Annotated in this window: 23 protein-coding genes; 3 read left to right on the forward strand and 20 right to left on the reverse strand. The window is 67.1% G+C overall.

Features of this window, described 5'->3' with window-relative positions; all coding sequences use genetic code 11:
- Nucleotides 1-11: 11 nt before the first annotated feature.
- The 17 genes from CON76_RS03140 to CON76_RS03220 all read right to left on the reverse strand — a co-directional run bounded on the left by CON76_RS03140 (nucleotide 12) and on the right by CON76_RS03220 (nucleotide 17,495).
- A complete protein-coding gene (locus CON76_RS03140) occupies nucleotides 12-1,187 on the reverse strand; it encodes an ATP phosphoribosyltransferase regulatory subunit (RefSeq protein WP_101101912.1) in 1,176 nt (391 codons plus the stop codon).
- 55 nt (nucleotides 1,188-1,242) lie between these two features.
- Nucleotides 1,243-2,133 carry a protease modulator HflC gene (gene hflC, locus CON76_RS03145; RefSeq protein ID WP_101101913.1) on the reverse strand — a complete coding sequence of 297 codons (891 nt, stop codon included), beginning with the start codon at nucleotides 2,131-2,133 and terminating at the stop codon, nucleotides 1,243-1,245.
- 23 nt (nucleotides 2,134-2,156) lie between these two features.
- Nucleotides 2,157-3,533: an FtsH protease activity modulator HflK gene (gene hflK, locus CON76_RS03150; RefSeq protein WP_101101914.1), complete on the reverse strand. Its 1,377-nt coding sequence runs from the start codon at nucleotides 3,531-3,533 to the stop codon at nucleotides 2,157-2,159.
- Between the two features lie 41 nt (nucleotides 3,534-3,574).
- Nucleotides 3,575-4,690 (reverse strand): GTPase HflX, encoded by a 1,116-nt coding sequence (gene hflX / locus CON76_RS03155; RefSeq protein ID WP_101101915.1) that lies wholly within the window; start codon nucleotides 4,688-4,690, stop codon nucleotides 3,575-3,577.
- A gap of 108 nt (nucleotides 4,691-4,798) precedes the next feature.
- On the reverse strand, nucleotides 4,799-5,047 hold the full coding sequence (hfq, locus tag CON76_RS03160) for an RNA chaperone Hfq (RefSeq protein ID WP_420812894.1): 249 nt from the start codon (nucleotides 5,045-5,047) through the stop codon (nucleotides 4,799-4,801).
- A gap of 84 nt (nucleotides 5,048-5,131) precedes the next feature.
- Nucleotides 5,132-6,463 carry a ribosome biogenesis GTPase Der gene (gene der / locus CON76_RS03165; RefSeq protein ID WP_101101916.1) on the reverse strand — a complete coding sequence of 444 codons (1,332 nt, stop codon included), beginning with the start codon at nucleotides 6,461-6,463 and terminating at the stop codon, nucleotides 5,132-5,134.
- On the reverse strand, nucleotides 6,460-7,608 hold the full coding sequence (gene bamB, locus CON76_RS03170; protein ID WP_101101917.1) for an outer membrane protein assembly factor BamB: 1,149 nt from the start codon (nucleotides 7,606-7,608) through the stop codon (nucleotides 6,460-6,462). The genes der and bamB overlap by 4 nt, the downstream gene beginning before the upstream one ends.
- Nucleotides 7,608-8,285: a YfgM family protein gene (locus CON76_RS03175; RefSeq protein WP_101101918.1), complete on the reverse strand. Its 678-nt coding sequence runs from the start codon at nucleotides 8,283-8,285 to the stop codon at nucleotides 7,608-7,610. The genes bamB and CON76_RS03175 overlap by 1 nt, the downstream gene beginning before the upstream one ends.
- Before the next feature lie 60 nt (nucleotides 8,286-8,345).
- A complete protein-coding gene (gene hisS / locus CON76_RS03180) occupies nucleotides 8,346-9,641 on the reverse strand; it encodes a histidine--tRNA ligase (RefSeq protein WP_101101919.1) in 1,296 nt (431 codons plus the stop codon).
- Nucleotides 9,642-9,680: 39 nt separating this feature from the next.
- Complete coding sequence (ispG, locus tag CON76_RS03185) at nucleotides 9,681-10,916, reverse strand: flavodoxin-dependent (E)-4-hydroxy-3-methylbut-2-enyl-diphosphate synthase (protein WP_240592743.1); 1,236 nt, start codon at nucleotides 10,914-10,916, stop codon at nucleotides 9,681-9,683.
- A 14-nt stretch (nucleotides 10,917-10,930) separates the two neighbouring features.
- Nucleotides 10,931-11,905, reverse strand: a complete 975-nt coding sequence (locus CON76_RS03190; protein ID WP_101101921.1) for a helix-turn-helix domain-containing protein — start codon at nucleotides 11,903-11,905, stop codon at nucleotides 10,931-10,933.
- Complete coding sequence (pilW, locus tag CON76_RS03195; protein ID WP_240592744.1) at nucleotides 11,898-12,719, reverse strand: type IV pilus biogenesis/stability protein PilW; 822 nt, start codon at nucleotides 12,717-12,719, stop codon at nucleotides 11,898-11,900. The genes CON76_RS03190 and pilW overlap by 8 nt, the downstream gene beginning before the upstream one ends.
- Nucleotides 12,716-13,906 (reverse strand): dual-specificity RNA methyltransferase RlmN, encoded by a 1,191-nt coding sequence (gene rlmN, locus CON76_RS03200; protein WP_101101922.1) that lies wholly within the window; start codon nucleotides 13,904-13,906, stop codon nucleotides 12,716-12,718. The genes pilW and rlmN overlap by 4 nt, the downstream gene beginning before the upstream one ends.
- A gap of 7 nt (nucleotides 13,907-13,913) precedes the next feature.
- On the reverse strand, nucleotides 13,914-14,339 hold the full coding sequence (ndk, locus tag CON76_RS03205) for a nucleoside-diphosphate kinase (protein WP_101101923.1): 426 nt from the start codon (nucleotides 14,337-14,339) through the stop codon (nucleotides 13,914-13,916).
- Nucleotides 14,340-14,416: 77 nt separating this feature from the next.
- Nucleotides 14,417-15,703: a pseudouridine synthase gene (locus CON76_RS03210; RefSeq protein WP_101101924.1), complete on the reverse strand. Its 1,287-nt coding sequence runs from the start codon at nucleotides 15,701-15,703 to the stop codon at nucleotides 14,417-14,419.
- A complete protein-coding gene (gene scpB / locus CON76_RS03215; RefSeq protein ID WP_101101925.1) occupies nucleotides 15,700-16,329 on the reverse strand; it encodes an SMC-Scp complex subunit ScpB in 630 nt (209 codons plus the stop codon). Before scpB ends, CON76_RS03210 begins: the two co-directional genes overlap by 4 nt.
- A gap of 95 nt (nucleotides 16,330-16,424) precedes the next feature.
- Complete coding sequence (locus CON76_RS03220) at nucleotides 16,425-17,495, reverse strand: RluA family pseudouridine synthase (protein ID WP_240592745.1); 1,071 nt, start codon at nucleotides 17,493-17,495, stop codon at nucleotides 16,425-16,427.
- Nucleotides 17,496-17,562: 67 nt separating this feature from the next.
- Between CON76_RS03220 and CON76_RS03225 the strand changes: the two genes are divergently transcribed.
- Complete coding sequence (locus CON76_RS03225; RefSeq protein WP_240592747.1) at nucleotides 17,563-18,342, forward strand: outer membrane protein assembly factor BamD; 780 nt, start codon at nucleotides 17,563-17,565, stop codon at nucleotides 18,340-18,342.
- Between the two features lie 8 nt (nucleotides 18,343-18,350).
- The gene (locus tag CON76_RS03230) at nucleotides 18,351-19,061 is read left to right on the forward strand and encodes a glutathione S-transferase N-terminal domain-containing protein (RefSeq protein ID WP_101101928.1); all 711 of its coding nucleotides are present in this window, start codon (nucleotides 18,351-18,353) and stop codon (nucleotides 19,059-19,061) included.
- Between the two features lie 9 nt (nucleotides 19,062-19,070).
- On the opposite strand, the gene CON76_RS03235 is transcribed toward CON76_RS03230, so the two are convergent.
- On the reverse strand, nucleotides 19,071-19,322 hold the full coding sequence (locus tag CON76_RS03235) for a DUF3297 family protein (RefSeq protein ID WP_101101929.1): 252 nt from the start codon (nucleotides 19,320-19,322) through the stop codon (nucleotides 19,071-19,073).
- 128 nt (nucleotides 19,323-19,450) lie between these two features.
- On the opposite strand from CON76_RS03235, the gene CON76_RS03240 reads away from it, so the two are divergent.
- On the forward strand, nucleotides 19,451-21,880 hold the full coding sequence (locus CON76_RS03240) for a penicillin-binding protein 1A (RefSeq protein ID WP_420812899.1): 2,430 nt from the start codon (nucleotides 19,451-19,453) through the stop codon (nucleotides 21,878-21,880).
- Between the two features lie 96 nt (nucleotides 21,881-21,976).
- Here CON76_RS03240 and zapE read toward each other — a convergent pair whose 3' ends face one another.
- Together zapE and lpdA are read right to left on the reverse strand one after the other, a co-directional pair.
- The gene (gene zapE / locus CON76_RS03245) at nucleotides 21,977-23,125 is read right to left on the reverse strand and encodes a cell division protein ZapE (RefSeq protein ID WP_101101930.1); all 1,149 of its coding nucleotides are present in this window, start codon (nucleotides 23,123-23,125) and stop codon (nucleotides 21,977-21,979) included.
- A gap of 18 nt (nucleotides 23,126-23,143) precedes the next feature.
- Nucleotides 23,144-24,583, reverse strand: coding sequence for a dihydrolipoyl dehydrogenase (lpdA, locus tag CON76_RS03250; protein ID WP_101101931.1), 1,440 nt, complete (start codon nucleotides 24,581-24,583; stop codon nucleotides 23,144-23,146).
- Nucleotides 24,584-24,608: the final 25 nt, after the last annotated feature.

A 24,608-nucleotide genomic window follows, 5' to 3' on the forward strand; every position in this document is an offset into this window, starting at 1 on the left:
TCTCAGCTGTGTTATCGGTTGTTCGGGGAAAGGGGTTGCACCACCCAGCGGCCTTCGTGCTGCACCAGCACGCGGTCGCAGGCGGATTCGTGGGCCAGATCGGGTTGCCCAGGCAGGGCGACCACGACCGTGTGGCCCTGGGCGCGCAGCTCGGCCACGGCGGCGCGCAGGGCGGCGTCGTCACTCCAGGGAGCGCAGATGGCGGCGGGCGCGGCAGGTGCCGACACTGCAGCGGCCAGATCCTTGAGGTCTAGGCTGAAGCCAACCGCCGGGCGCTTGCGGCCAAACACGCCGCCCACTTCGTCGTAACGGCCACCGCGCACCAGTTCGGTGTGGCTGGCGGCGGCGCTGGCGGCACCGAACAGCGAGAAACGCACGCCGGTGTAGTAGTTGTAACCGCGCAGGTCGGCCAGGTCGAACGAGACCTCGGCGCCCTGGACGCGCTGGGCCAGCCAGCGCAAGCTGTTCAGAGCCGCATCGCGCAACGGGCTGGGGCGCAGGCAGCGCGCCGCTTCGTCCAGCACCGCCGCGTCGCCGTACAACGACGGCAAGGCCTGCAGGCTGGCCTGCACATCAGCGGGCAGATCGCGCGCCAACTGCTTGAGCTCGGCGCGGTCCTTGATGGCCAGTGCGGCATGGATGCGTGCCACGTGGTCGGCCGACAAATCCAGGTGCGCCAGCACGGAGTCGATCAGGCGCACATCGGCCATGTCCAGCACCACGTGCGGCAACCCAGCCGCACGCAGGCTGGCCTGTGCCAGCTCGATGGTTTCGAGGTCGGCTTCCAGCCCGCTGTGGCCGTACAGCTCGGCGCCGAATTGCAGCGGCTCGCGCGTGGCCAGCGGGCGCTCGGCTTGCGTGTGCAGCACCGGGCCGCAATAGCACAGGCGCGTCACACCTTCGCGGTTGAGCAAATGCGCGTCAATGCGTGCCACCTGCGGCGTGGTGTCGGCACGCAAGCCCAAGGTGCGGCCCGAGAGCTGATCGACCAGCTTGAAGGTCTGCAGCTCCAGCGCCTCGCCGGTGCCGGTGAGCAGGGACTCCAGGTGCTCCAGCAAGGGCGGCACCACCAGTTCGTAGCCGTAGCCACACGCGGTATCGAGCAGGGCACGGCGCAGGCCCTCGATGTGCCGGGCCTCGGAAGGCAGTACATCGGCGATTTGATCCGGCAAAACCCAGGCAGACATGTATATAAGTGGGGGGCTGTTAAAAACGTGATTTTACCGGGTGTGGGCGGCGCACTCAGCGCGCGCCCGCGCCATTGCCGCGCATGGCCTTGAAGAATTCCGACGACGGATCCATCACGAGCACATCGCCCTTGCTGGCAAAGCTGCTGCGGTAGGCCTCCAGGCTGCGGTAGAACTGGGCAAACGCCGGGTCGCGCCCGAACGATTCGGCGTACAGGCGCGCGGCGGCGGCATCGCCCTCGCCCTTGATCTTCTGGGCTTCGCGGAAGGCCTCGGCCACGATCACCTCACGCTGGCGGTCGGCGTCGGCGCGGATCTTCTCGCCCTCGGCCAGGCCGGTGGAGCGCAGCTCGTTGGCCACGCGCTTGCGCTCGGCTTCCATGCGGTCGTACACCGACTTGGTGATGGTCTCGGCGTAGTCGATGCGTGTGATGCGCACGTCCACCACGTCAATGCCCCACGGCTTTTCAGCACCGCGCACCGCCGCCAGCACGCCGCGCTTGACGTCGGCCATCAGCTCCTCGCGCTGGGCCGACAGCAGCTCCTTGACGGTGCGCTTGTTGACTTCCTGCTGGAACGAGTTGCGCACCACGCGGTTGAGCTGCAGCGTGCCGGCGCGCTCGTCCATGCCCACGTTGCGGATGTAGGCCGACGGCTCGGCAATGCGCCAGCGCACGTACCAGTCGATGACCACGCGCTGCTTCTCGGCGGTCAGCGTGGGCTCAGTGTCGGTGCTTTCCAGCGTCAGCAGGCGCTTGTCGATGTAGGACACGTTCTGGAACGGTGGCGGCAGCTTGAAGTGCAGCCCCGGCTCGGTGATGACGTTCTTGATCTGGCCCAGCGCGTACACCACGCCGTACTGGCGCTGGTCCACCACAAACAGGGTGGAGCTGCCCAAGCCCAGCAGCACCAGCAACGAAGAAACCCAAAAACCTATCTTGTTCATGTCTATGTTGTCCTGGCTACGGCTCAGCGGGTGTCGCGCTCACGGCTGCGGGCGGCGTCGCGCGAGCGGGTGTCGCTGGCGAGGGCGCCATTGCTGGCCGGTGCGGGGGTGTTGGCGGGCGGATTGGCGGTGGGCGCAGCCGCGCCGGTGGCTGCAGTCTGCTGCATGATCTTGTCCAGCGGCAGGTACAGCAGGTTGGAATTCTGCTTGCTGTCCACCAGCACCTTGGTCACGTTGCTGTAGACGTGCTGCATGGTTTCAAGGTACAAGCGGTCGCGCGTGACCTGGGGCGCCTTGGCGTGCTCGGCCTGGATCAGGCGGAAGCGTTCGGCGTCACCCTCGGCCTGTGCGGTGATGCGGGCCTTGTAGCCTTCGGCCTCCTCCATCAGGCGCGACGCAGTGCCCTTGGCGCGCGGCACCACCTCGTTGGCGTAGGCCTCGGCCTCGTTCTTGGCGCGTTCGCGCTCCTGGCCCGCTTTCAGCACATCGTCAAAGGCGGCCTGCACCTGCTCTGGTGGCCGCACCCCACCCTGCTGCAGGTTGATGCCCACCACCTCGACCCCGACCTGGTAACGGTCGAGGATGGTCTGCATCAGCGTGCGCACGCGCGGGCCGATCTGGTCGCGCTCCTCGGCCAGCGCGGCGTCCATCTTCATCTTGCCCACCACCTCGCGCACCGCTGTTTCGGCAGCTTTCAGCACCGAAGCGTCCGGGTCGCGGCTGCTGAACAGGTAGGCGCGGGCGTCGTTGAGGCGGTATTGCACCGCAAACTTGATTTCAACAATGTTCTCGTCCTCGGTCAGCATGGCGGAATCGCGCAGGCCGGTGGCGGTGACAATGCTGTCGCGCCCCACATCCACCGAGCGGATCTGCGTCACGAACACCGACTCGTGGCGCTGCACCGGGTATGGCATCCGCCAGTTGAAACCGGCCCCCACCGTGCTGTGGTACTTGCCAAACTGGGTGATGACGGCCTGCTGGCCTTCCTGCACGATGAAAAAGCCCGAACCGAGCCAGATCAGCGCCGCCGCGCCTGCCACCAGGCCCGCACCGATGCCGGTGCTCTTGGGGCTGGGCTTGAAGCCACCGCCCGACGGGCCGTTGCCCTGCCCGCGCGGTGCGCCCGGACGGCCACCGTTGCCGCCACCGCCAAACAGGTCGCCCAGCTTGCGGTTGAAGTCGCGCCACAGCTCGTCCAGATCCGGCGGCCCGTCACCCGATGGCGACTGACGCGGCCGCTGCGGTGGCTCGGTCGGGCGCGGCTCATCGGCGCGGGGGGGACGTTCAGCGTTGGGGCGGGAACCTTCGTCGTCTCGGCCCCAGCGCGGGTCGTTGAGGTTGAACATGCCCCGCAATCGACTCCAGGACAACGGGCGCAGTTGAAACGAATGCAGGTTCATGGATCAGGGCACAAAAATGGGTCGGGGGGGAAGGAAAAGGCTCAGTGGCTGGGGTCGTCGTCGGGCGGCGCGGGCAGCGGCTGCAGGCGTTGTGCCAGCAGGCGGCGCAAGGCATCCAGGTTCAGGCCACTGCGCGCGCTCAGGAACACGCGCGGCACGGCCACGCCATCGAGCTCCATGATGTCGGTCACGTGCAGCGGCTGGTGCTCGGGCGCCACGGCGTCGAGCTTGTTGAAGACCAAGATCTGCGGCACATCGTCGGCACCAATCTCGCGCAGCACGCGCTGCACTTCCTGGATCTGCTCGGGGTGGCCGGGGTTGGCGGCGTCGACGACGTGCAGCAGCAGGTCGGCGTCGCGCGCTTCTTGCAGCGTGGCGGCGAAGGCATCGACCAGGGTGTGCGGCAAGTCGCGGATGAAGCCCACGGTGTCGGACAGCGAGACGCTGCGCCCGACCTCGCCCAGGTACATCTGGCGCGTGGTGGTGTCGAGCGTGGCAAAGAGCTGGTCGGCGGCGTAGCTGCGCGCCTTGACCAGCGCGTTGAAGAGCGAGGACTTGCCCGCGTTGGTGTAGCCCACCAGCGACACAGTGAAGGCGTCGCGGCGCTCGCGCTGGCGGCGTTGCGTGGCACGCTGGCGCTTGACTTTTTCCAGCCGCTCCTTGGTGCGCTTGATGGCGTCACCGATCATACGGCGGTCGAGTTCGATCTGGGTTTCGCCGGGGCCGCCGCGCATGCCGATGCCGCCGCTTTGGCGCTCCAAGTGCGACCAGCGCCGCACCAGGCGGGTGGAGAGGTATTGCAGCCGCGCCAGTTCCACTTGCAGCTTGCCTTCGTGGCTGCGGGCGCGCTGGGCGAAAATTTCAAGAATCAGCAGGATGCGGTCGTTGACCGGCATGCCCATGTGGCGCTCCAGGTTGCGCTGCTGGGCCGGGCTCAGGGCCTGGTCGAACAGGATCTCGACCGCGCCGTGACCGTGGGCCAAGGCCTGGATCTCGTCGGCCTTGCCGGAACCGATGAACAGCGCCGGGTCGGGCGCACGGCGCTTGCACGTGATGCGGTCAAGCACGCGGTAGCCTGCGGTGGTGGCCAGTTGTGCCAGCTCGTCGAGCTCGGCATCAAAATGGGGCAGTCCCAGATCCACACCCACCAGCACCACACCGGGTAGCTGGGAGGAGGACTGCACGGAAGGGGAAGGAGCAGTGGTCAATGTTGGGGGGCGGGGCCCGGCGCGGCACGGGTGCCACGGTCTGCCCCGCCAGAAACGTCATTCGGCGTCGGTGGCCGCAGGGCTGGTGCTGAACTGCACCGGACGACCCGGCACAATGGTGGAGATGGCGTGCTTGTACACCATCTGGGTCACGGTGTTGCGCAGCAGCACCACGTACTGGTCAAACGACTCGATCTGGCCTTGCAGCTTGATCCCGTTCACCAGGTAGATGGACACCGGCACGTGTTCGCGCCGGAGTTGGTTCAGGAAAGGGTCTTGCAAGAGTTGGCCTTTGTTGTTGCTCACGATATGCTCCGTGTTCAGAGGAAGTTGAGGGGGGGTTGACCATACCACAGCAGGCCCGGGGTGGGCGCAGCTGCGGCAACAAACCTATTGGTCGTAAGGGTTGTGCGAGGTTTTGAATTCGATGCGCAGCGGTGTGCCCACCAGGTCGAACGCCTTGCGGAAGCGCCCTTCCAGAAAGCGCTTGTAGGCGTCGCCCACGTGCTCGAGCGAGTTGCCGTGGATCACAATCACCGGCGGGCTCATGCCGCCCTGGTGGGCGTAGCGCATCTTGGGACGGAACATGCCGCTGCGTTTGGGCGCCTGCAGGTCGATGGACTCCTGCAGCAGGCGCGTGAGCACCGGCGTGGGCATCTTGCAGGTGGCGGAGGCGTAGGCCTTGGCAATCGACTTCCACAGCGGGGCAATGCCCTGGCGCTTCTTGGCCGAGATCTGGTGCAGCGGCGCAAACTTCAGAAAGCCCAGGCGGCTCTCGATCGAGCGCTCCAGCGTTTCGCGCTGGTAGCTGTCGATGGCGTCCCACTTGTTGATGGCCAGCACCACGGCGCGGCCCGCCTCCAGGATAAAGCCGGCGATGTGCGCGTCCTGGTCGGTCACGCCCTCGGTGGCGTCGATCAGCAGCAGCACCACGTGCGCGTTCTCGATCGCCTGCAGCGTCTTGACGACCGAGAATTTCTCGATCGCCTCGAATACGCGGCCCTTGCGGCGCAGCCCGGCGGTGTCGATCAGCTCGAACTTCTGGCCATCGCGCTCGAACGGCACCGAGATGGCGTCGCGCGTGGTACCGGGCATGTCGAACGCCACCAGGCGCTCCTCGCCCAGCCAGGCGTTGATGAGGGTGGATTTGCCCACGTTGGGCCGCCCCGCCACCGCCAGCCGGATCGGCTTGTCGGCTTCGGGGGTGTCGTCCTCGGTTTCCTCGGGCCAGACCAGGCGGTCCAGCGCGGCTTCGACCATCGAGCGGATGCCCTGCCCGTGCGCCGCCGAGACCGGCAACACCTCGCCCAGCCCCAGCTCGTAGAACTCGACCAGCTGGCCACCGGCCTTGAGGCCTTCGGCCTTGTTGGCCACCAGCAGGCAGGGCTTGTTGAGCTTGCGCAGGTAGTTGGCGATGTCGTGGTCTTGCGCGCTGAGGCCGTCGCGGGCATCGAGCACGAAGATCACCACGTCGGACTCGGCCACCGCCTGGCGGGTCTGCCGGGCCATTTCGCGGTAGATGCCGCTGCTGGCGTCGGGCTCGAAGCCGCCGGTGTCGATGACGATGAACTCGCGCTTGCCCAGGCGGGCGTTGCCGTAGTGGCGGTCGCGCGTGAGGCCGGCAAAGTCGGCCACGATGGCGTCGCGCGTGTGCGTGAGCCGGTTGTAGAGGGTGGATTTGCCCACGTTGGGGCGCCCGACCAGGGCTATGACAGGTTTCATTCAGGTCGCCAGGCGTATACGCCGCCATTGCGGGTCACCGCCACCAGTGTGTTGTCCACCAGCAAGGGCGCGGACACCAACGGCGACCCATCGGTTGATAAACGGTTCAGGAGGGTGCCATCCTCGCGCGAGAGGAAATGCAGGTGGCCAGTGGCGTCGCCCCAGACGGTGGAGCGGCCCGCGGCCAGGGGGGCGGTCAAGCCACGGTGCAGCAGGATGTCGCTGGACCAGGCCACGTCGCCACTGGTGCGGCGCCAGGCCTGCACGCGACCATTGCTTTCGGCGCCATAGACGTGGTCGTCGTCGGCGTCCACACCCACGGAACCGTTGACGGATCTGGTCCATTGCAGGCTGCCGCGCGCGGCATCCACGCAGCCCAGCGCGGACTGGAAGGCGCGCACGCACAACTGGTCGTCGGTGCGGCCGACGTGGGCCACCAGGTCGACCAGACGCTCGATCTCGTTGACGCCACGCGGGCTGGCCACGGGCACTTCCCAGCGCGGGGCGCCGGTGTTGGGGTTGAGCCCCACCAGGCGGCCAGCAATGCCCGCCACCAGGGTGTTGCCCACCGCCGTCAGCACGCCCGCCTGCTGCAGCACCAGCTGGTCGGTGTTGCGGGCGGCCTGGTGCCAGAGCTGAGCGCCGGTGTCGGCATCAAAGGCGGTGACGCTGCGCTCGCCACTGAGGACGAACACGCGCTTGCCCGCCACCAGCGGCGGCGTGAACACGCGGGCGTTGAGGCGGGCCCGCCAGCGCGGGCGGCCTTCGGCCAGCACCACCAGATCGTTGTCGCGCGTGACGACAGCCACCGATTGACCGTCGGTGCCGACGCCCGCCGACAGCGGCTGGCCGACCTCATGGCGCCAGACGCTGCGCCCGGTCTGGCCGTCCAGCGCGCTGACGCTGCCGTCGGCACTGGCCACGTAGAGCTGGCCGCTGTGCGCCACCGGTAACAGCAAGGCGTGCGTGGGCGGCAGCTGCACCTTCCAGACCTGGGTGGCGGGCACCTGCTGGGTGAACGGCAGCAGCGGCGCCGGTTGCAGCGCCTTGGGCGAGGACGAACACGCCGCCAGCACAGCGGCCAGCAGCACCGCACCGGCGGCTGGCACCAGGCGGCGGCGGAAGGGAACGGAAATCTGACGCATCACGGTGTGACCTCGGGCGCGGAAGATGGTTCAACCGCAGGGTTGACACCCAGCGCGTTGAGCTTGGCCTCGACCAGGCGGCGGTAGTCCTGCTGCGGCGCCAAGGCGGCGTAGGCGGCCTGGTAGGCGGTGCGGGCAGCGGCGCGGTCGTTCTGCGCCAGCAGCGCATCGCCACGCCGGTCGGCGGCCAGGCCAGCAAAGGCAGCGGGCCATTCGGCGTCCAGCCACTTCAGGGCCTGGGCCGGGTCTTGGGCTTGCAGCTCCAGCCCGGCCAGGCGCAAACGCGCCACGGCCACGGTGGCCGGATCGGCGGCTTGCTCCACCACAAAACGCAGCGCGGCGCGGGCGTCGTCGGTCTTGCCCGCGTCGTGCAGGGCCTTGGCCACCAGCAGGCCACCTTGCGCCGCCTGGGCGCTACGGCCCGCGTTGCCTTGCAGGTCGGCCCAGACGCGCTGCACGCGCTCAGTCTGGCTGGCCTGCACGGCGCGGTCAAGTTCCTCGTACAGGGCGGCGGCTTCGACGGCGGTCTTGCGCTGCCAGTACTGCCAGCCGTTCCAGGCCGCAAAACCGCCCAGCACCAGCACCAGCAGCCAGGTGATGGCGTTGCCGTACTTGGCCCAGAAATGTTTGAGCTGATCGAGCTGCTCTTGCTCTTCAAGGTCGAGGTGTTGGGCCATGCAGCGCGTGGGGTCGGTTGGGGGTCAAAAAGGCTGTCGGATTGTAGGCGGGCGCCAGCGTCAGGCGGGCAACAGCATGGCGGCCCAGGTGGGGACGCTGGCCAGCGGTTGCAAGGTCTGCTCGTGCAGGCTCACGCCCTCGGCACGCAGGGGCTTGACCGCCACCTGCCCCGCGGCGACTTCGCTGTCGCCAAAGATGAGGGCGTAGCGCGCACCGCTGGCGTCGGCCTTCTTGAACTGCGACTTCATGCTGCCATAGCTGTCGGTGCCGGTGGCGTGCATCTGCACCTGCACCCCGGTCTGGCGCAGGGCGCGCAGGGTTTGCAGCACCTGCGGCAGCACCTCGGCTTGCGGGATGATGGCGTAGGCATCGGGCACCGGCGCGGCGGGCAAAAGGTTCTGTGCCTTGAGCAGCTCCAGAATACGCTCCACCCCCAACGCCCAACCCACCGCCGGGGCGGCCTTGCCACCAATTTGGGCGATGAGGCCATCGTAGCGGCCACCGGCACACACCGTACCTTGCGCACCCAACGAGGTGGTAACGAACTCAAACACGCTCAGGTTGTAGTAGTCCATGCCACGCACCAGACGCGGGTTGACCCGGTACGCAATCCCTTGCGCGTCCAGCAAAGCCCGCAAGCGGTTGAAATGCGCCAACGACTCCTCGCCCAAGTAGTCCATCAACTTGGGCGCGGCCTCGACCAGCGCCTGCATGGCGGGGTTTTTGGTGTCCAGAATGCGCAGCGGGTTGCTGTACAGGCGACGTTTGGCATCTTCGTCCAACTGATCCTGGTGCTGTTCCAAGTAGGCAATCAGTGCCTGACGGTGCTGGTTGCGCTCAGCGATTTGGCCCAGACTGTTGATTTCCAGCGTCACATCGGTCAAACCCAGTTCGGCCCACAAGTCACACGCCATTGCAATTTGTTCAGCGTCTACGTCAGGCCCGGCAAAGCCCAAGGCTTCCACACCAATTTGGTGGAACTGGCGGTAGCGCCCCCGCTGCGGACGCTCGTGGCGGAACATCGGCCCAAAGTAGTACAAACGCTTGGGGCCGTCGTACAGCATGTTGTGTTCCACCACCGCACGCACCACGCCAGCGGTGGCTTCGGGGCGCAACGTGAGCTGCTCGCCGTTGAGGCGGTCTTCAAAGGAGTACATCTCCTTTTCCACAATGTCCGTTACCTCGCCCAGACCGCGCACAAACAGGCCGGTGGGCTCCACGATGGGGGTGCGGATGTTGCGGTAGGCGTAGCGGGCCATCAAGGCGCGCACCTTGGCTTCCAGCCATTCCCAATGCGCCGATTCGGGCGCTGCGATGTCGTTCATGCCTTTGACGGCGCTGAGTTTTTCTGCCATAGCGTTGTTCTTGTTGGTGTCAGAGAAGTACCTGACCGCTCAGGCGGTGGCACCAAATTTTTGCTGGATGTAGCGTTCCACAATCTGCTGGAATTCTTGCGCGATGCCTTCGCCGCGCAGCGTCAGGGCTTTTTCACCGTCGATGAACACCGGCGCAGCCGGGGCCTCGCCGGTGCCGGGCAGGCTGATGCCAATGTCGGCGTGCTTGCTCTCACCGGGCCCGTTGACGATACAGCCCATGACGGCCACCTTGAGGTTTTCGACGCCGGGGTAACGCTCGCGCCACTGCGGCATGGAAGCGCGCAGGTAATCGTCGATCTGCTTGGCCAACTCTTGGAACGTGGTGCTGGTGGTGCGGCCACAGCCCGGACACGCGGTCACACTGGGCACAAAACTGCGCTGGCCCAAAGCCTGCAAAATCTCCATCGCCACCACCACCTCTTGCGTGCGGGCCTCGCCCGGCTGGGGCGTGAGCGAGACGCGGATGGTGTCTCCTATGCCCTGCTGCAACAGCACGGCCAATGCGGCGGTGGAAGCCACCGTGCCCTTGGTGCCCATGCCGGCCTCGGTCAGACCGAGATGCAGCGGGTAGTCGCAACGCTCGTGCAACTGCTGGTACACGGCAATCAGATCCTGCACACCACTGACCTTGCACGACAACATGATGTTTTCGGGTGCCAAGCCCAGCTCCTGCGCACGTTGCGCCGAACCCAGCGCCGAGGCCATCAGTGCCTCGTACATCACCTGCTTGCCATCCCAAGGCTCGGCACGGCGGGCGTTGTCGTCCATCATCTGCGCCAGCAGTTCCTGGTCCAGGCTGCCCCAGTTGACGCCGATGCGGATGGCCTTGTTCCAGCGGGCCGCGGTTTCCACCATCTGGCCAAACTGGCGGTCTTTCTTGTCGCCCTTGCCCACGTTGCCGGGGTTGATGCGGTACTTGGACAGGGCTTGCGCCATGTCGGGGTACTGCGTCAGCAAGGTGTGGCCGTTGTAGTGGAAGTCCCCGATCAGCGGCGCGTGGACGCCCATGCGGTCCAGTTGCTCGCGGATGTGCGGCACGGCGCGCGCAGCCTCGTCGTTGTTGACGGTGATGCGCACCAGCTCCGAGCCCGCCAGCGCGAGCTCCTTGACCTGGATGGCGGTGCCGATGGCATCGGCGGTGTCGGTGTTGGTCATGGACTGCACCCGCACCGGGGCATTGCCGCCGACAGTGACGTGGTGGTCGCCCCAGGACACCACACCCTGACGGCTTTTGCGCACAGGCAAGACGGACATGTTGGCCTCCAGCCTCATTGAACGGAAAAACGCGCGACGTTGTTGCGCTTGTATGGTGTGATGTCGAACGCCTGGCCACGCAACTGGACTTCGATCGCGTCGGCGCGGCCCACCACCACGCCAAACGGCGCGCCGGTGTTGAAGGAAACCGACTCGCCCGCCTGCAAGGTGCGCTGCAGCAGCGTGCGGCCACCGCCCCGGACTTCGACCCAGGTGGTCTGGCGCGCCTGCAAGCGCAGCACGTCGGTGCTGGCCGGGGCCACGGCCGCTGGTGCAGCACCCGGTGTGGCCGCCGGCACCACCGCGGCACCGGGCGGTGCCAAGGGTGCGGCTGGCACCACAGGCGTGGTCACCGCAGGAGCTGGGGCCACAGCGGGCGACGGCACCGGAAGCGATGCCACGGCGGCAGGCGCAACGGTTTCAGCGGTCTGGTTCAGGGTCGGCACCACTTCCACCGTGGCGTGTGGCTGATTGGAGTTGGCAGCGTCGGTGCCTGTGCCACCGGGCGGGCTGGCGGGCAGCCACCACCACAGGGCCACGGCCACCGCCACGGCGGCCAACGCAAAGGTGGGGGCCCCCACCGAAAAACCGCTGCGGCCCGAGCCATGGATGCGCAGACCCCGGTTCGCGTCCAGCGGCGTGCGCAGGGTCTGGCGGTTCAGTGCGGTCGCGGAGGCTGCGGCAGCGGTGGCCGGAAAGCCCGCCAGCACTGGCACGGGGTCGATGTTGAAATGGCGGCAGATGGTCTTGGCCAGTGCGCGGGCAAAGGTCAGGTCGGGCAATTCGTCAAAACGGCCCTCTTCCAGCGCGGCCAGCTTGTGCGGCAGCACCTTGACGCGCGAAGCCAGCGTCTCCAGCGACATGCCCGCCTGCTCGCGCGCCTGCTTGAGCAGCGCACCCGCCACGGCGGCGTCGGCAGCAGCGGCGGTGGACGCTGCGTCGGCGGTGGAAACCACGGCCGGGGTGGTGGCGTTCACCACATCATTCATAAAAAGATCCTCGTTCGTAGGCCTGCCGTTCGCGGGAGTCGGGGAAACGGCGGCGCAGTTGTTCGCCCAGCTGGCGCACGGCCTCGGTGTTGCCCAGGCGTTGCTCGACCTGCATGCCCAGCCAGAGCGACTCGGCGTTGGCCAGCTCCGAATTGTTCAGGCGCCGGACGTAAAAGCGCGCCCGCTCCAGCTCGCCCCGGCGCAGCAGCAGCGCGGCCAGGTTGTAGGTGGTGATGGGATTGGCCGCGTCCAGCTCAAAGGAACGCGTCAGGCTGCGCTCGGCCTCCGCGCTCTGGCCAGCGCGGGCCTGGCACACGCCCTGCGCCATCCAGGTGCGCGCGGCGGCGGCGTACTGCGGCACCTGCAACGCGCGCTCAAAGTGGCGCTGAGCCTCGGGGTAACGCTGCTGCTGGCAGTGCAGCCAGCCCAGGTTGTGCAGCACATCGGCGTCCTGCGGCGCCAGGCGCAAGGCTTGCTCGAAGCTGGCTTGCGCCAGCGCCGTCTGGTTCAGGCGCAAATAGATCAGGCCACGCAGGTTGTGGGCGGCAGCGTAGCCAGGCTCGGCGCTGAGGGCCTGCTTGACCTCGTCCAGCGCCACCGTGGTCTGGTCCTGCTCCAGGTAACCCGCCGCCAGCTGCAGGCGGATGCGGGCGCGCTTGAGCGATTCGGGCTCGTCGGATTCGGTCATCAGGTCGGTGCCGGGCGCCGCCACCGGCGCCGGGGGCTGCACGCCGCCCGGCTGGGCACAGCCGACCAGCCCCACCCCCGCCAGCACCGCTACCGTGGCCCACCAGCGCCAGCGCGCACGCATCATGCGCGCTCCTGCGCCGTCGCACCGGTACCGCAACCATCGTCGTCAGCGGCGGTGCGGGGCACCCAGCGCACCGGCTGCTCAGGCGCGGTCTGGCGGCGCTGCGCCAGGCGCTGTGCGGCGTTGGTGCGATCGAGCACGTCCCCGGCCAGCTGGCCGCAGGCGGCGTCGATGTCGTCGCCCCGGGTCTTGCGTACCGTGGTCACCAGGCCAGCGGCGCTGAGCTGATCGGCAAAGGCCTTGACCACCGCCTTGGGCGAGCATTTCAGGCCGGAATCGGGGAAGGGGTTGAACGGAATCAGGTTGAGCTTGCACGGTACGCCACGGCCTGCGTGGCCACGCACCAAGTCGATCAACTGCTGCGCATGCTCGGGCTGGTCGTTCACGCCATTCAGCATGCAGTATTCAAAGGTGATGAAATCGCGCGGTGCTGCGGGCAGGTAGCGCAGGCAGGCATCCATCAGCTCGGCCAGCGGGTATTTCTTGTTCAGTGGCACCAGGTGGTCGCGCAGCGCGTCGTTGGGGGCGTGCAGCGACACCGCCAACGCCACCGGGTAATCCTGGGCCAGGCGGTCCATCATCGGCACCACGCCGGAGGTGGACACCGTCAGGCGGCGGCGCGACAGGCCGTAGCCGTGGTCGTCCAGCATGGTCTTGAGCGCGGGCACCAAGGCGCTGTAGTTCTGCAGCGGCTCGCCCATGCCCATCATCACCACGTTGGAGATGACACGCTCGGAGGTGTTGAACTTGCGACGCAAATAGTGTTCGGCAAACCAGAGCTGCGCCACGATCTCGCCGGTGCTCAGGTTGCGGCTGAAGCCTTGGTGGCCCGTGGAGCAGAAACGGCAGCCCACGGCGCAACCGGCTTGCGACGACACGCACAGCGTGCCCCGGTCGTCTTCGGGGATGAACACGGATTCGACCGCGTTGCCGTCGCCCACATCGAACAGCCACTTGATGGTGCCGTCGGTGGATTCCTGTTGCGTCAGCACGGGCAGGCCGCGCACCTCGCACACGCCGGGCAGCTTGGCGCGCAGACTGCGTGCCAAGTCGGTCATGTCCTCGAAGCGGGCCACGCCTTTCTGGTGGATCCAGCGAAAGAGCTGGACGGCCCGGAAACGCTTTTCCCCGAGCCGCTCACAGAAGGCGGCCAAGCCCTCGAGGTCAAAATCGAGCAGGTTGGCCGTCATCGTGCGATCAACGTGCGTAGACGTTCAGGGCCGGGAAGAAGTAGGCGATTTCGACGGCGGCGGTTTCCGGCGCGTCGGAGCCGTGCACGGCGTTGGCGTCGATGCTTTCAGCGAAGTCGGCGCGGATGGTGCCCTTCTCGGCCTTCTTCGGGTCGGTGGCACCCATCAGTTCGCGGTTCTTCAGGATGGCATTTTCGCCTTCGAGCACTTGCACGAACACCGGGCCGGAGATCATGAAGTCCACCAAGTCCTTGAAGAAAGGACGGGCGCTGTGCACGGCGTAGAAGCCTTCGGCTTCGGCACGCGACAGTTGCACCAGCTTGGCGGCGGCGATCTTGAGGCCAGCGGCTTCAAAACGGGCCACGATTTGGCCGATCACGTTCTTGGCAACGGCGTCGGGTTTGATGATGGACAGGGTGCGTTCAATCGCCATGGTGAATACCTTGAAAATACAGGTTGAGGGACGGACAAAGGCTGCGATTCTAACCGTTCAACGTGACGGGGCCACGCTCAGCGGCGCGGGCCTTTGCGGCCCGGCTTGCCCGCAGGCGCGCCGGCCACAAAGCCGTTGTTGCCGCTGCGGGTGCGGGGCTTGAAATCGGCGCCGATGTAGCCTTGCGGCGCGGGCTGCGCGCCACCGAAGTTGCGACCGCGCGGGGCGGTGTCGCGCCCGTCGCGTGCATCACGCGGGTCGTGTCGGCCTTCGTCGCTGTAGGCGTCGTTGTCGCGCCAGCGGGCGGTGTCGCGGCGCGGGTTGCTGGCGGTGAAGCCTCCACGCGGCACCGACGGGCCATCCACCAGGCGTGGGGCGCTGGGGCGCGGGCCGTTGCCCTTGTTACGCCGGGGCGGGGTCGGGGCGCGGCTGGCCGGGCGCGCGGCGGGGCGTTCTTCCTCGCGGCGCACCATGCCGGCGGCGCTGGTCAGGCGTTCGATGTCGCGCGCGTCCAGCTCCAGCCAGACACCACGGCGCAAGCCGCGCGGCAGCATCACCGCGCCGTAGCGGATGCGGATCAGGCGGCTGACGGCGTGGCCCACGGCCTCGAACATGCGGCGCACCTCGCGGTTGCGGCCTTCGGCAATGGTGACGCGGTACCAGCAGTTGGCGCCATCGCCGCCGCCGTCCTCGATGGACTGGAACTGCGCCATGCCGTCGTCGAGGCGCACGCCGTCGAGCAGGCGCTGTTTTTCGTCGTTGCTCAGGGCGCCCAGCACGCGCACGGCGTACTCGCGCTGCAGGCCAAAGCGCGGGTGCATGAGCTGGTTGGCCAGTTCACCCGAGTCGGTGAACAGCAGCAGGCCTTCGGTGTTCAAGTCCAGGCGGCCCACCGACTGCCACTTGCCATGCTGCAGGCGCGGCAGGCGGCGGAACACGGTGGGGCGGTTTTGCGGGTCGTCGTGCGTCACCACCTCGCCGGCGGGCTTGTGGTAGGCCAGCACGCGCGGCGGCGGCGGGGCAATGCGCACACGCACCGGACGGCCATCAACACGGATGGAGTCGCCGTACTGGATGCGCTGGCCAACGTGCGCGGGCTCGTGGTTGACCAGCACCCGGCCCTGCTGGATCAGTGTTTCCATTTCCAGGCGCGAGCCCAGCCCGGCCTGCGCCAGCACCTTGTGCAGCTTGGGCGCATCGAACTGGGGTTGCAGCACGCGCTTGCCGGGCAGCTCGGGCTCGGTATCGTCCTGCGCTTGCGCGGCGTCGAACTGGCCCGACACCACTTCTTCAAAGCGGGCGGCGTCGGCCAGGGCATCGGAAACGGCGGGCGCGGCGGGCGTGTGGGAGGGAGCAGAAGTCATAGCGATTCGGTATCAGGGGTAGGAATGGGGGCGGACGTGGCCACCTCGGCGGGCGGCGCCACGTTGGCCTCAACCATGTGGAGTTCGAGCTGTGGCAGCATGGTATCGGTACCTTGCAGCGGCGGCAAGGCACTTAGGCTGGCCAGGCCCAGGTCGTTGAGGAACTGGCGCGTGGTGGCGTACAGGGCCGGGCGGCCCACGGTCTCGCGGTGGCCGATCACCTCGACCCAGCCCCTATCCTCCAGCTGCTTGAGGATGCCGGAGTTGATGGTGACGCCCCGGATGTCCTCCATGTCGCCACGCGTGACGGGCTGACGGTAGGCCACGATGGCCAGCGTCTCCAGCACCGCGCGGCTGTACTTGGGCGGTTTTTCGGGGTGCAGGCGGTCCAGGAACGGCCGCATCTCGGGCCGGCTCTGGAAACGCCAGCCGCCGGGCAGCGCCACCAGCTCCAGGCCACGGTCGGCCCAGCGCGCCTGCAGTTGCGCCAGCAGCTCGCGCAGCCGGTTCTGCGGCCACGCGCCATCGAACAGCGTGGCCAGGTCGGGCAACGACAGCGGCTCGGACGCGCAGATCAGGGCGGTTTCGAGGATGCGCAGCGCGTCCTCAGGATGGGAGGGGTTCAAGCCGGGTGGTCAGGGTGGCCCTGGGTGGCACAGCAAGCGCCACGGCAGCGGAGCCGCTGCAGTCAGGGACGGGGTAGGGAAAGCGGGCAACGGCGTCAGTCTGGCGACACCTGCCAAAGGTGGGTCAGATTGTAATCGAGAGCGGCCTGTTGCACCGCGCCGTCCAGGTCGGGCGGCAGCGCGGCCTGCAGCTGCAGCACTTGCCCGGTGATGGGGTGGCGCAGCGCCAGCCGGTGCGCGTGCAAGGCCTGGCGCACCATGCCCAGTACCGGCTTGCCGCCGTACACCGTATCGCCCACCAGCGGGTGACCCAGCCAGGCCATGTGGACGCGGATCTGGTGCGTGCGCCCGGTGTGCAGCTTGCAGCCGACCCAGGAGTACGCGTCGCTGCGGTCCAGCAAGCGCACCGTGGTCTGGGCCGCCTTGGCGCTGGTGCTGTGCGCAGGCTGCACCGCCATGCGCAGGCGGTTGCGCAGATCGCGCCCCAGTGGCTGGTCCACCAGCACCTCGGCTTGCTTGAGCGCGCCATGCGCCAGCGCCACGTAAATGCGGTGTACCCGGCGTTCCGCAATCATGCGCACCAGGGCGTCCACCGCCACCTGCGTCTTACCGACCAGCATCAGGCCGCTGGTGTCCTTGTCCAGCCGGTGCACGATGCCTGCGCGCGGCAGGCGCGCTGCACCGCTGTGGTAGGCCAGCAAGGCGTTGAGCAAGGTGCCCGTCCAGTTGCCCGCCGCCGGATGCACCACCAGCCCGGCGGGCTTGTCGATCACCAGCAGGTGCTCATCCTCGTGCACCACGTTCAGCGGGATGGCCTCGGGCAAGAAGGCCTGCGCCTGCGCGGTCGGGCGCAGTTCAACCTGCACCGCATCGCCCACCTTGACCCGCTGCGACGCCTTGAGCACCGGGCGCCCCCGCACCGTGACGGCCTGCTGCTCCAGCAGCTGCTGGAAATAGCCGCGCGAGAACTCCGGCACGCGCAGCGCCAGCCACTTGTCGATGCGCAGGTCGTGCTCGGCGGGGGTGACGTGCAGCACGCGGGTTTCGACCGCGCTGTCGGCGTCGTCGAGCTCGTCGGCCAGAGCGTCCCCCGGGCCGTGGGGGGGCGTCGATATAATTTCCTGGGTCAAATCCGCTGTTCCTGTTGCTGCAAAGGTTTTACGCACAATGTTGCTTTCCAGATTATCCGCTGTGTCCGTGCAGCGCCCGTCCGTGGCCCGCTGGTCGGCGGGCATGGCCAGTGCCGCGCTGGCGGCGCTGCTGGCGGGCTGTGCCGCACCCAAGCCGGTGGACGAGACCGCCAAGTGGAGCCCGAACCAGCTCTACAACGAGGCGCTGGACGAGCGCAGCGTCGGCAACTACGACAAGGCCATCAGCCATTTCGAGAAGCTCGAAGGCCGCGCCGCTGGCACACCGCTGGCGCAACAGGCCCAGCTTGACAAGGCCTACACCCACTACAAGAACGGCGAGCAGGCGCAGGCCATCGCCACCATCGACCGCTTCCTCAAGCTGCACCCGGCCAGCCCGGCGCTGGACTACGCGCTCTACCTGCGGGGTCTGGCCAACTTCAACGACAGCCTGGGGCTGTTTGGTTCGTGGGTGCAGCAGGATCTGGCCGAACGCGACCAGAAGGCGGCCAAGGTCTCGTTCGAGTCGTTCAAGGAGCTGACCGAACGCTTCCCGGATTCGCGCTACGCCCCGGATGCGCGCGCGCGCATGGTACACATCGTCAACGCGCTGGCGATGTCGGAAGTGCACGTGGCGCGCTACTACCACCAGCGCGGCGCCTACGTGGCGGCCATCAACCGCGCCCAGACCGCCATTGCCGAATACCGCGAGGCCCCGGCGCTGGAAGAGGCCCTGCACCTGCTGGTGCAGTCCTACGACGCGCTGGGCATGACCGACCTCAGCGCCGACGCGCGCCGCGTGCTGGAAAAGAATTTTCCGCAAAGCGTCTACCTCGGCCACAAGGGCAGCACGCAATCCAGCGCCAGCTGGTGGAAGAAATGGTGATAAACCGCATGACACAACACGCCCTGAGCGCCTTCCCGATCACGCACAAGTGGCCGCCGCAGCACCCCGATCGGCTGCAGCTGTATTCCCTGCCCACGCCCAACGGCATCAAGGTGTCGGCGTTCTTGGAGGAAACCGGCCTGCCCTACGAGGCGCACCTGGTGCGCTTTGACAGCAACGACCAACTTTCGCCCGAATTCCTGTCGCTCAACCCCAACAACAAGATCCCGGCCATCCTCGACCCCAACGGCCCGGGCGGCCAGCCACTGGCGTTGTTCGAGTCCGGCGCCATCCTGTGGTATCTGGCCGAAAAGACCGGCCAGCTGCTGCCCGCCGACCCCGCGCTGCGCTACGAGACGCTGCAATGGGTGATGTTCCAGATGGGCGGCGTGGGCCCGATGTTTGGCCAGCTGGGCTTCTTCCACAAGTTTGCGGGCAAGGACTTCGAGGACAAGCGCCCGCGCGACCGCTACGTGGCCGAGGTGCAGCGCCTGCTGGTCGTGCTGGAACAGCGCCTGGCCACGCACCCCTGGATCATGGGCGAGGACTACACCATCGCCGACCTGGCCATCCTGCCTTGGGTGCGCACGCTGGTGAACTTCTACGAGGCGGGCGCGCTGGTGGGCTTTGACCAGTACCCACACGTGGGCCGCACGCTGGCGGCGTGGCTGCAACGCCCGGCGGTGCAGCGCAGCCTCAACATCCCGGCGCGGGACTGAAACGGGCCATCAACGGTAGAACGCTTCCACCTGCCCCTTGAGCTTGAGCAGCAGCGGACGGCCCTTGCGGTCCACGGTCTTGCCGGCCGGCACCTTGATCCAGCCTTCGCTGACGCAATACTCCTCCACGTCCGAGCGCTCCTTGCCATTGAAGCGGATGCCGATGTCGTGCTCGAACACGGCGGCCACATGGTGCGGGCTGCGCGGGTCGATCGACAGGTGGTCGGGCAAGGCAGGACGGGTGGCGTTGGATTCGCTCATGACAGAAAACTCCTAGTATGGTGAACAATCGGCCCCGATTGTCCACGACTCCAGCCCCCATGCGGCGCTGACCGCAGAGAGAAACGGTGCAAATTCCAGACACTTTTAGGGACAACCTGGTCCAGACCCTGCGCCGGGTGCGCATCTGGCTGTGGCACTGGCGCGTGCCGCCGTGGCGCCGCGCGTTGCGCTGGCTGACCGTAGTCATGCTGCTGGGCCTGCTGTACCTGCTGGTGCTGATACCGCTGACGCCCAGCACCAACGACATCCGCAAGGCCGCGCTGGAGCAGCCCGCACAGGTGGTGTCGGCCGACGGCAAGCTGCTGGCCGAGTTCAAGCGTTCCAACCGGGTCTGGGTCGAGCTGGAGGACATCTCGCCCCACGTGCGCCACGCGCTGGTGGCCACCGAGGACCACCGCTTCTTCGAGCACCATGGCATCGACTGGTACCGCACCGCAGCCTCGGCCGTGCACACGCTGATGGGCAACCGCCAGGGCGGCTCGACGCTGACGCAGCAACTGGCACGCAACCTGTACCCGGAGCAGATCGGGCGTGCGCCCACGCTCAACCGCAAACTCAAGGAGGCCATCACCGCGCTCAAGATCGAGTGGGTGCATTCCAAGGACGACATCCTGGAGACCTACCTCAACACGGTGCCGTTCCTGTACAACGCCTTTGGCATCGAGATGGCGGCGCACACCTACTTCGACACCTCCGCCGACGCGCTGGACGTGCTGCAAAGCGCCACCCTGGTCGGCATGCTCAAGGGCAACAGCTACTACAACCCGGTGCTGAATCCGGAACGCGCCGTGCAGCGTCGCAACACCGTGCTGGGCCAGATGGTGAAACGCCAGCGCCTGGACGCGGCGCAGTACGAGCGGCTGCGCCAGAAGCCGCTGCGCATCGTGTTTGCGCGCCAGAACGAACCGCTGGGCGTGGCGCCGCACTTCACGCAGCAGCTCAAGAAGTGGCTGATTGCCTGGGCCGACCGCAACGACTACAACATCTACAGCGACGGCCTGGTGGTGCGCACCACGCTCGACAGCAAGCTGCAAACGCTGGCCAACCAGGCGGTGGCGCGACAGGGCAAGCGACTGCAAGGCGTGGCCGATGCCGAATGGAGCACCCGCCAGGGCTGGCGCCTGGACAACCCGCTGGTGCAGACACTGGTGCGCGAAACGGCGGAATACCGCAAACTCAGCGCCGCCGGGGTCGCACCGGAACAGGCGCTGCAGGTGCTGCAGGCCGACCCGGACTTCATGCGCGTGCTGCGGGAGAAGAAAACCCTGGTGCAGGCGGGTTTTCTGGCGCTGGATCCGCGCAACGGCCACATCAAGGCCTGGGTGGGCAGCCGCGACTTCGAGCAGGACGCCTTCGACCACGTGCAGCAGGCGCGGCGTCAGCCGGGCTCCACTTTCAAGCCCTTCGTCTATGGCGAGGTGCTGCGCCAGGGCGCCAGCCCGGACGACACCTGGGTGGATCAGGCGGTGGAGATCGACGTCGGCAACGGCGAGATCTGGCGCCCCACCGATGGCGGCAACCCCAGCGGACGCGCCATCAGCCTGCGCGACGGGCTGGTCTATTCCAAGAACACCATCGCCGCCCAGATCATGCAAAGCGTGGGTGCCACCAAGGTGGCGCGGCTGGCGTACGGAATGGGCGTGCGTCACAGCCCGCTGGAGGCCGTGCCCTCGCTGGCCCTGGGCACCAGCCCAGTCACGCTCAAGGAGATGGTGAGCGCCTACGGCACCATCGCGCACCAGGGCCAGTACATGGAGCCGGTATGGGTGACGCAGATCGAGGACCGCCACGGCAACGTGCTGGAGACCTTTGCCCCCAGCGAGCCCGAGCAGGCGCTGTCGGCCGACGTGGCCTACGAGCTGCTGGACGTGATGCGCGGCGTGGTCACGCGCGGCACGGGGCGCGACATCCGGCAGCGTTTTGGCATCCAGGCCGACGTGGCGGGCAAGACTGGCACCACACAGGACAATGCCGACGGCTGGTTCATCCTGATGCACCCGCAACTGGTGGCGGGCGCGTGGGTCGGCTTCAACGACAGCCGCATCACCCTGCGCAGCGACCACTGGGGCCAGGGGGCGCGCAGCGCGTTGCCGATGGTGGGCGACTTTGTGGCCAAGGCGCTGCAAGGCCGCGCCATCGACCGCAAGGTGCGCTTCACCGCCCCCGAAGACAACAGCTGGTGGCGCCGCCTGGGCTGGCAGGCACAGCAGTGGCTGGAGCAATGGTGGCGCCAGCTGGACATGCCATTGCCGGAACTGCCCGCTCTGCCCGCTCTGCCCGGCTGGGCCGAGCTGCAACGCTGGCTCGATGGCCTGGCACTGCCCGAGTGGCCCTTTGGCTGGCCCGACCCGTGGCCGGAGCTGCCCCGCCCCGACCCGCGCACACCGGAACGCGCACCCCTGGACGCGCCGCCCGGCCAGACCACGCCCGACCCGCTGCAGGAAAAGATCGACCAGATCCTGGAAGAGCAGCGGGTGCAGGACATTCTGGAGGCGGTGCCGGGTGCCACCCCGCCGATGGACTCGAATCCGCCATGACCTGCAGGCAGGGTCAGCCGCACCAACAGCAAGGCCCGCACATGGCGGGCCTGCCAATCACCCTGCGGCGGGTGCAACACGGTTCGGGGCGCGCCGTCAGGTCAGCGAGGTATCGACCTCGCGGCGCTCCAGCTCCAGGTACTCCTTGGACTGCATCTCGTTGAGGCGCGACACCGTGCGCGGGAACTCGTGCGACAGCGGCCCTTCGGTGTAGAGCTCCTCGGCGGGCACGGCGGCCGACAGCATCAGCTTGACGCGGCGGTCGTACAACACATCCACCAGCCAGGTGAAGCGGCGCGCCTGCGAGGCCATGTTCACTGGCATGTGCGGCACGTTGCTCACCAGCACGGTGTGGAACTGGTTGGCCAGCTCCAAATAATCGTTCTGCGAACGCGGGCCACCGCACAGGGTGCGGAAGTCGAACCATACCACGCCGCCAGCGCGGCGGATGGCACGGATCTGGCGTGACTCGATCTGCAGCACCGGCTCCTCGTCGTGGGTCTCGGCCAGCCGGTTGAAGGCGTCCTCGAGCTCGGCGTCGGTGTCCGGGCTCAGCGGCGTGTGGTAGAGCTTGACGGCCTCCAGCGTGCGGCGGCGGTAGTCGGTGCCGTTGTCCACGTTAAGCACCGCCATGGTCTGCTTGAGCAGCTCGATGGCGGGCAGGATGCGGTCGCGGTGCAACCCATCGGGGTAGAGCCCGTCTGGGTGGAAGTTGCTGGTGGTGACCATGCCGATGCCGTAGCGGTGCATGGCGTCCAGCACCCGGTGCAGGATCATGGCATCGGTCACGTCGGCCACGTGGAACTCGTCAAAGCACAGCAAGCGGTAGCGCTTGGACATGCGCTTGCCGAGCTCGTCCAACGGGTTGACCGTACCTTGCAGTTCATTGAGTTCGCGGTGTACCTCGCGCATGAACTCGTGAAAGTGCAGGCGCGTCTTGCGGCGCAGCGGCACGGCGTTGAAAAAGCAATCCATCAGGAAGCTTTTGCCGCGCCCCACCCCACCGTACATGTAAACCCCTTTCGGGATCGGCAAGCGGTTGATGAATTTTTTCAAGGCGTTGGAACGCTTGTGCTTGAAGTGCGCCCATTCCGCCGCGCAATGCTCCAGCGCCTCAATGGCGCGCAACTGCGCTGGGTCGCTCTGGAAACCGCGCACTTTTAACTCGGCTTCGTAAGCGGTACGCACCGGCCCCCAAGGGGTGCCGGATGCCACGGAAGAACGGGACGCAACAGACTGGCTCATCAACCGCTTTCAACAACTTCAGAAGTTGAGGGTACGTTTGTCCACCGCCAAGGCGGCTTCTTTGGTCGCTTCGCTCAGGCTCGGGTGAGCGTGGCAGATGCGGGCGATGTCTTCGGCACTGGCCTTGAATTCCATCGCCACCACGGCTTCAGAAATCAGCTCAGAGGCCATCGGGCCCACAATGTGGACACCCAAGATTTCGTCGGTGGCCGCATCGGCCAAGAACTTGACCATGCCGGTCGTGTCGCCCAGCGCACGCGCACGGCCATTGGCCAGGAACGGGAAGGTGCCCGCCTTGTACGCCACGCCGTCGGCCTTGAGTTGCTGCTCGGTGCGGCCCACCCACGCGATTTCCGGGCTGGTGTAGATCACCCACGGAATGGTGTTGAAGTTGACGTGCCCATGCTGGCCCGCAATGCGCTCGGCCACCGCCACGCCCTCTTCCTCGGCCTTGTGCGCCAGCATCGGACCACGCACCACGTCGCCCACCGCCCACACGCCCGGCAGGTTGGTCTTGCAGTCGCCATCGACCACGATCGCGCCGCGCTCGTCGAGTTGCAGGCCCACGGCTTCGGTGTTGAGGCCGATGGTGTTGGGCACGCGACCGATGGAGACGATCAGCTTGTCGGCCACCAGCTCCACCGCTTCGCCCTTGGCGTTGGTGTAAGCGATGCTGACGTTGGTGGCTTTGCCCTTCTTGGCGGTCTTGATGTCACCGATCTTCACGCCCAGTTCGATCTTGAGACCTTGCTTGTCGAACGCCTTCTTGGCTTCCTTGGCAATCTGCTCATCCACGGCGGGCAGGAAGGCGGTTGCGCCTTCCAGAATGGTGACATCGGCACCCAGACGGCGCCAGACCGAACCCATTTCCAGGCCGATCACGCCAGAGCCGATCACGGCCAGCTTCTTGGGCACGGCACCGACGCGCAACGCGCCGTCGTTGCTCAGCACGGTTTCTTCGTCAAACGCCACGCCGGGGAAGGCGCGCGCGTTGGAGCCCGTGGCAATGATGATTTGCTTGCCGGTGATGACTTCCTCTTCCTTGCCCGCCACCTTGATCTCGTAGCCGCCTGCAGCGGCCTGGACAAAGGAGCCACGGCCGTGGAAGAAACTGACCTTGTTCTTCTTGAACAGGTACAGGATGCCGTCGTTGTTCTGCTTGACCACGTTGTCCTTGCGGGCAATCATCTTGGCTACGTCCATCTTGACGGTACCGGTGCTGATGCCGTGGTCGGCAAAGTGGTGGTTGGCGTGCTCGAAGTGCTCGGACGACTGCAGCAGCGCCTTGGACGGGATGCAACCCACGTTGGTGCAGGTACCGCCCGGGGCCGGGCCACCCGCGGCGTTCTTCCACTCGTCGATACAGGCGACCTGGAAGCCCAGCTGGGCAGCGCGGATGGCGGCAATGTAGCCACCCGGGCCACCACCAATGACGACGACATCAAATTGTTTGCTCATGAGAATTCCTTGGGCGTGGTACAGC

Origin of the sequence: Macromonas bipunctata, from assembly GCF_002837135.1 — a bacterium.
Taxonomy (GTDB): Bacteria; Pseudomonadota; Gammaproteobacteria; order Burkholderiales; family Burkholderiaceae_C; genus Macromonas_A; species Macromonas_A bipunctata.

What these genes read in the sequence shown, in the direction of transcription:
- pilW (WP_240592744.1), bottom strand. Translation starts at nt 12,719, where the DNA reads ATGATGCGTGCGCGCTGGCGCTGGTGGGCCACGGTAGCGGTGCTGGCG.
- rlmN (WP_101101922.1), bottom strand. Translation starts at nt 13,906, where the DNA reads ATGACGGCCAACCTGCTCGATTTTGACCTCGAGGGCTTGGCCGCCTTC.
- CON76_RS03235 (WP_101101929.1), bottom strand. Translation starts at nt 19,322, where the DNA reads ATGAGCGAATCCAACGCCACCCGTCCTGCCTTGCCCGACCACCTGTCG.
- ispG (WP_240592743.1), bottom strand. Translation starts at nt 10,916, where the DNA reads ATGTCCGTCTTGCCTGTGCGCAAAAGCCGTCAGGGTGTGGTGTCCTGG.
- ndk (WP_101101923.1), bottom strand. Translation starts at nt 14,339, where the DNA reads ATGGCGATTGAACGCACCCTGTCCATCATCAAACCCGACGCCGTTGCC.
- zapE (WP_101101930.1), bottom strand. Translation starts at nt 23,125, where the DNA reads ATGAGCCAGTCTGTTGCGTCCCGTTCTTCCGTGGCATCCGGCACCCCT.
- CON76_RS03225 (WP_240592747.1), top strand. Translation starts at nt 17,563, where the DNA reads ATGGCCAGTGCCGCGCTGGCGGCGCTGCTGGCGGGCTGTGCCGCACCC.
- bamB (WP_101101917.1), bottom strand. Translation starts at nt 7,608, where the DNA reads ATGCGTCAGATTTCCGTTCCCTTCCGCCGCCGCCTGGTGCCAGCCGCC.
- der (WP_101101916.1), bottom strand. Translation starts at nt 6,463, where the DNA reads ATGAAACCTGTCATAGCCCTGGTCGGGCGCCCCAACGTGGGCAAATCC.
- CON76_RS03140 (WP_101101912.1), bottom strand. Translation starts at nt 1,187, where the DNA reads ATGTCTGCCTGGGTTTTGCCGGATCAAATCGCCGATGTACTGCCTTCC.
- hisS (WP_101101919.1), bottom strand. Translation starts at nt 9,641, where the DNA reads ATGGCAGAAAAACTCAGCGCCGTCAAAGGCATGAACGACATCGCAGCG.
- CON76_RS03175 (WP_101101918.1), bottom strand. Translation starts at nt 8,285, where the DNA reads ATGGCCCAACACCTCGACCTTGAAGAGCAAGAGCAGCTCGATCAGCTC.
- lpdA (WP_101101931.1), bottom strand. Translation starts at nt 24,583, where the DNA reads ATGAGCAAACAATTTGATGTCGTCGTCATTGGTGGTGGCCCGGGTGGC.
- CON76_RS03210 (WP_101101924.1), bottom strand. Translation starts at nt 15,703, where the DNA reads ATGACTTCTGCTCCCTCCCACACGCCCGCCGCGCCCGCCGTTTCCGAT.
- hflK (WP_101101914.1), bottom strand. Translation starts at nt 3,533, where the DNA reads ATGAACCTGCATTCGTTTCAACTGCGCCCGTTGTCCTGGAGTCGATTG.
- hflC (WP_101101913.1), bottom strand. Translation starts at nt 2,133, where the DNA reads ATGAACAAGATAGGTTTTTGGGTTTCTTCGTTGCTGGTGCTGCTGGGC.
- CON76_RS03190 (WP_101101921.1), bottom strand. Translation starts at nt 11,905, where the DNA reads ATGAATGATGTGGTGAACGCCACCACCCCGGCCGTGGTTTCCACCGCC.
- CON76_RS03230 (WP_101101928.1), top strand. Translation starts at nt 18,351, where the DNA reads ATGACACAACACGCCCTGAGCGCCTTCCCGATCACGCACAAGTGGCCG.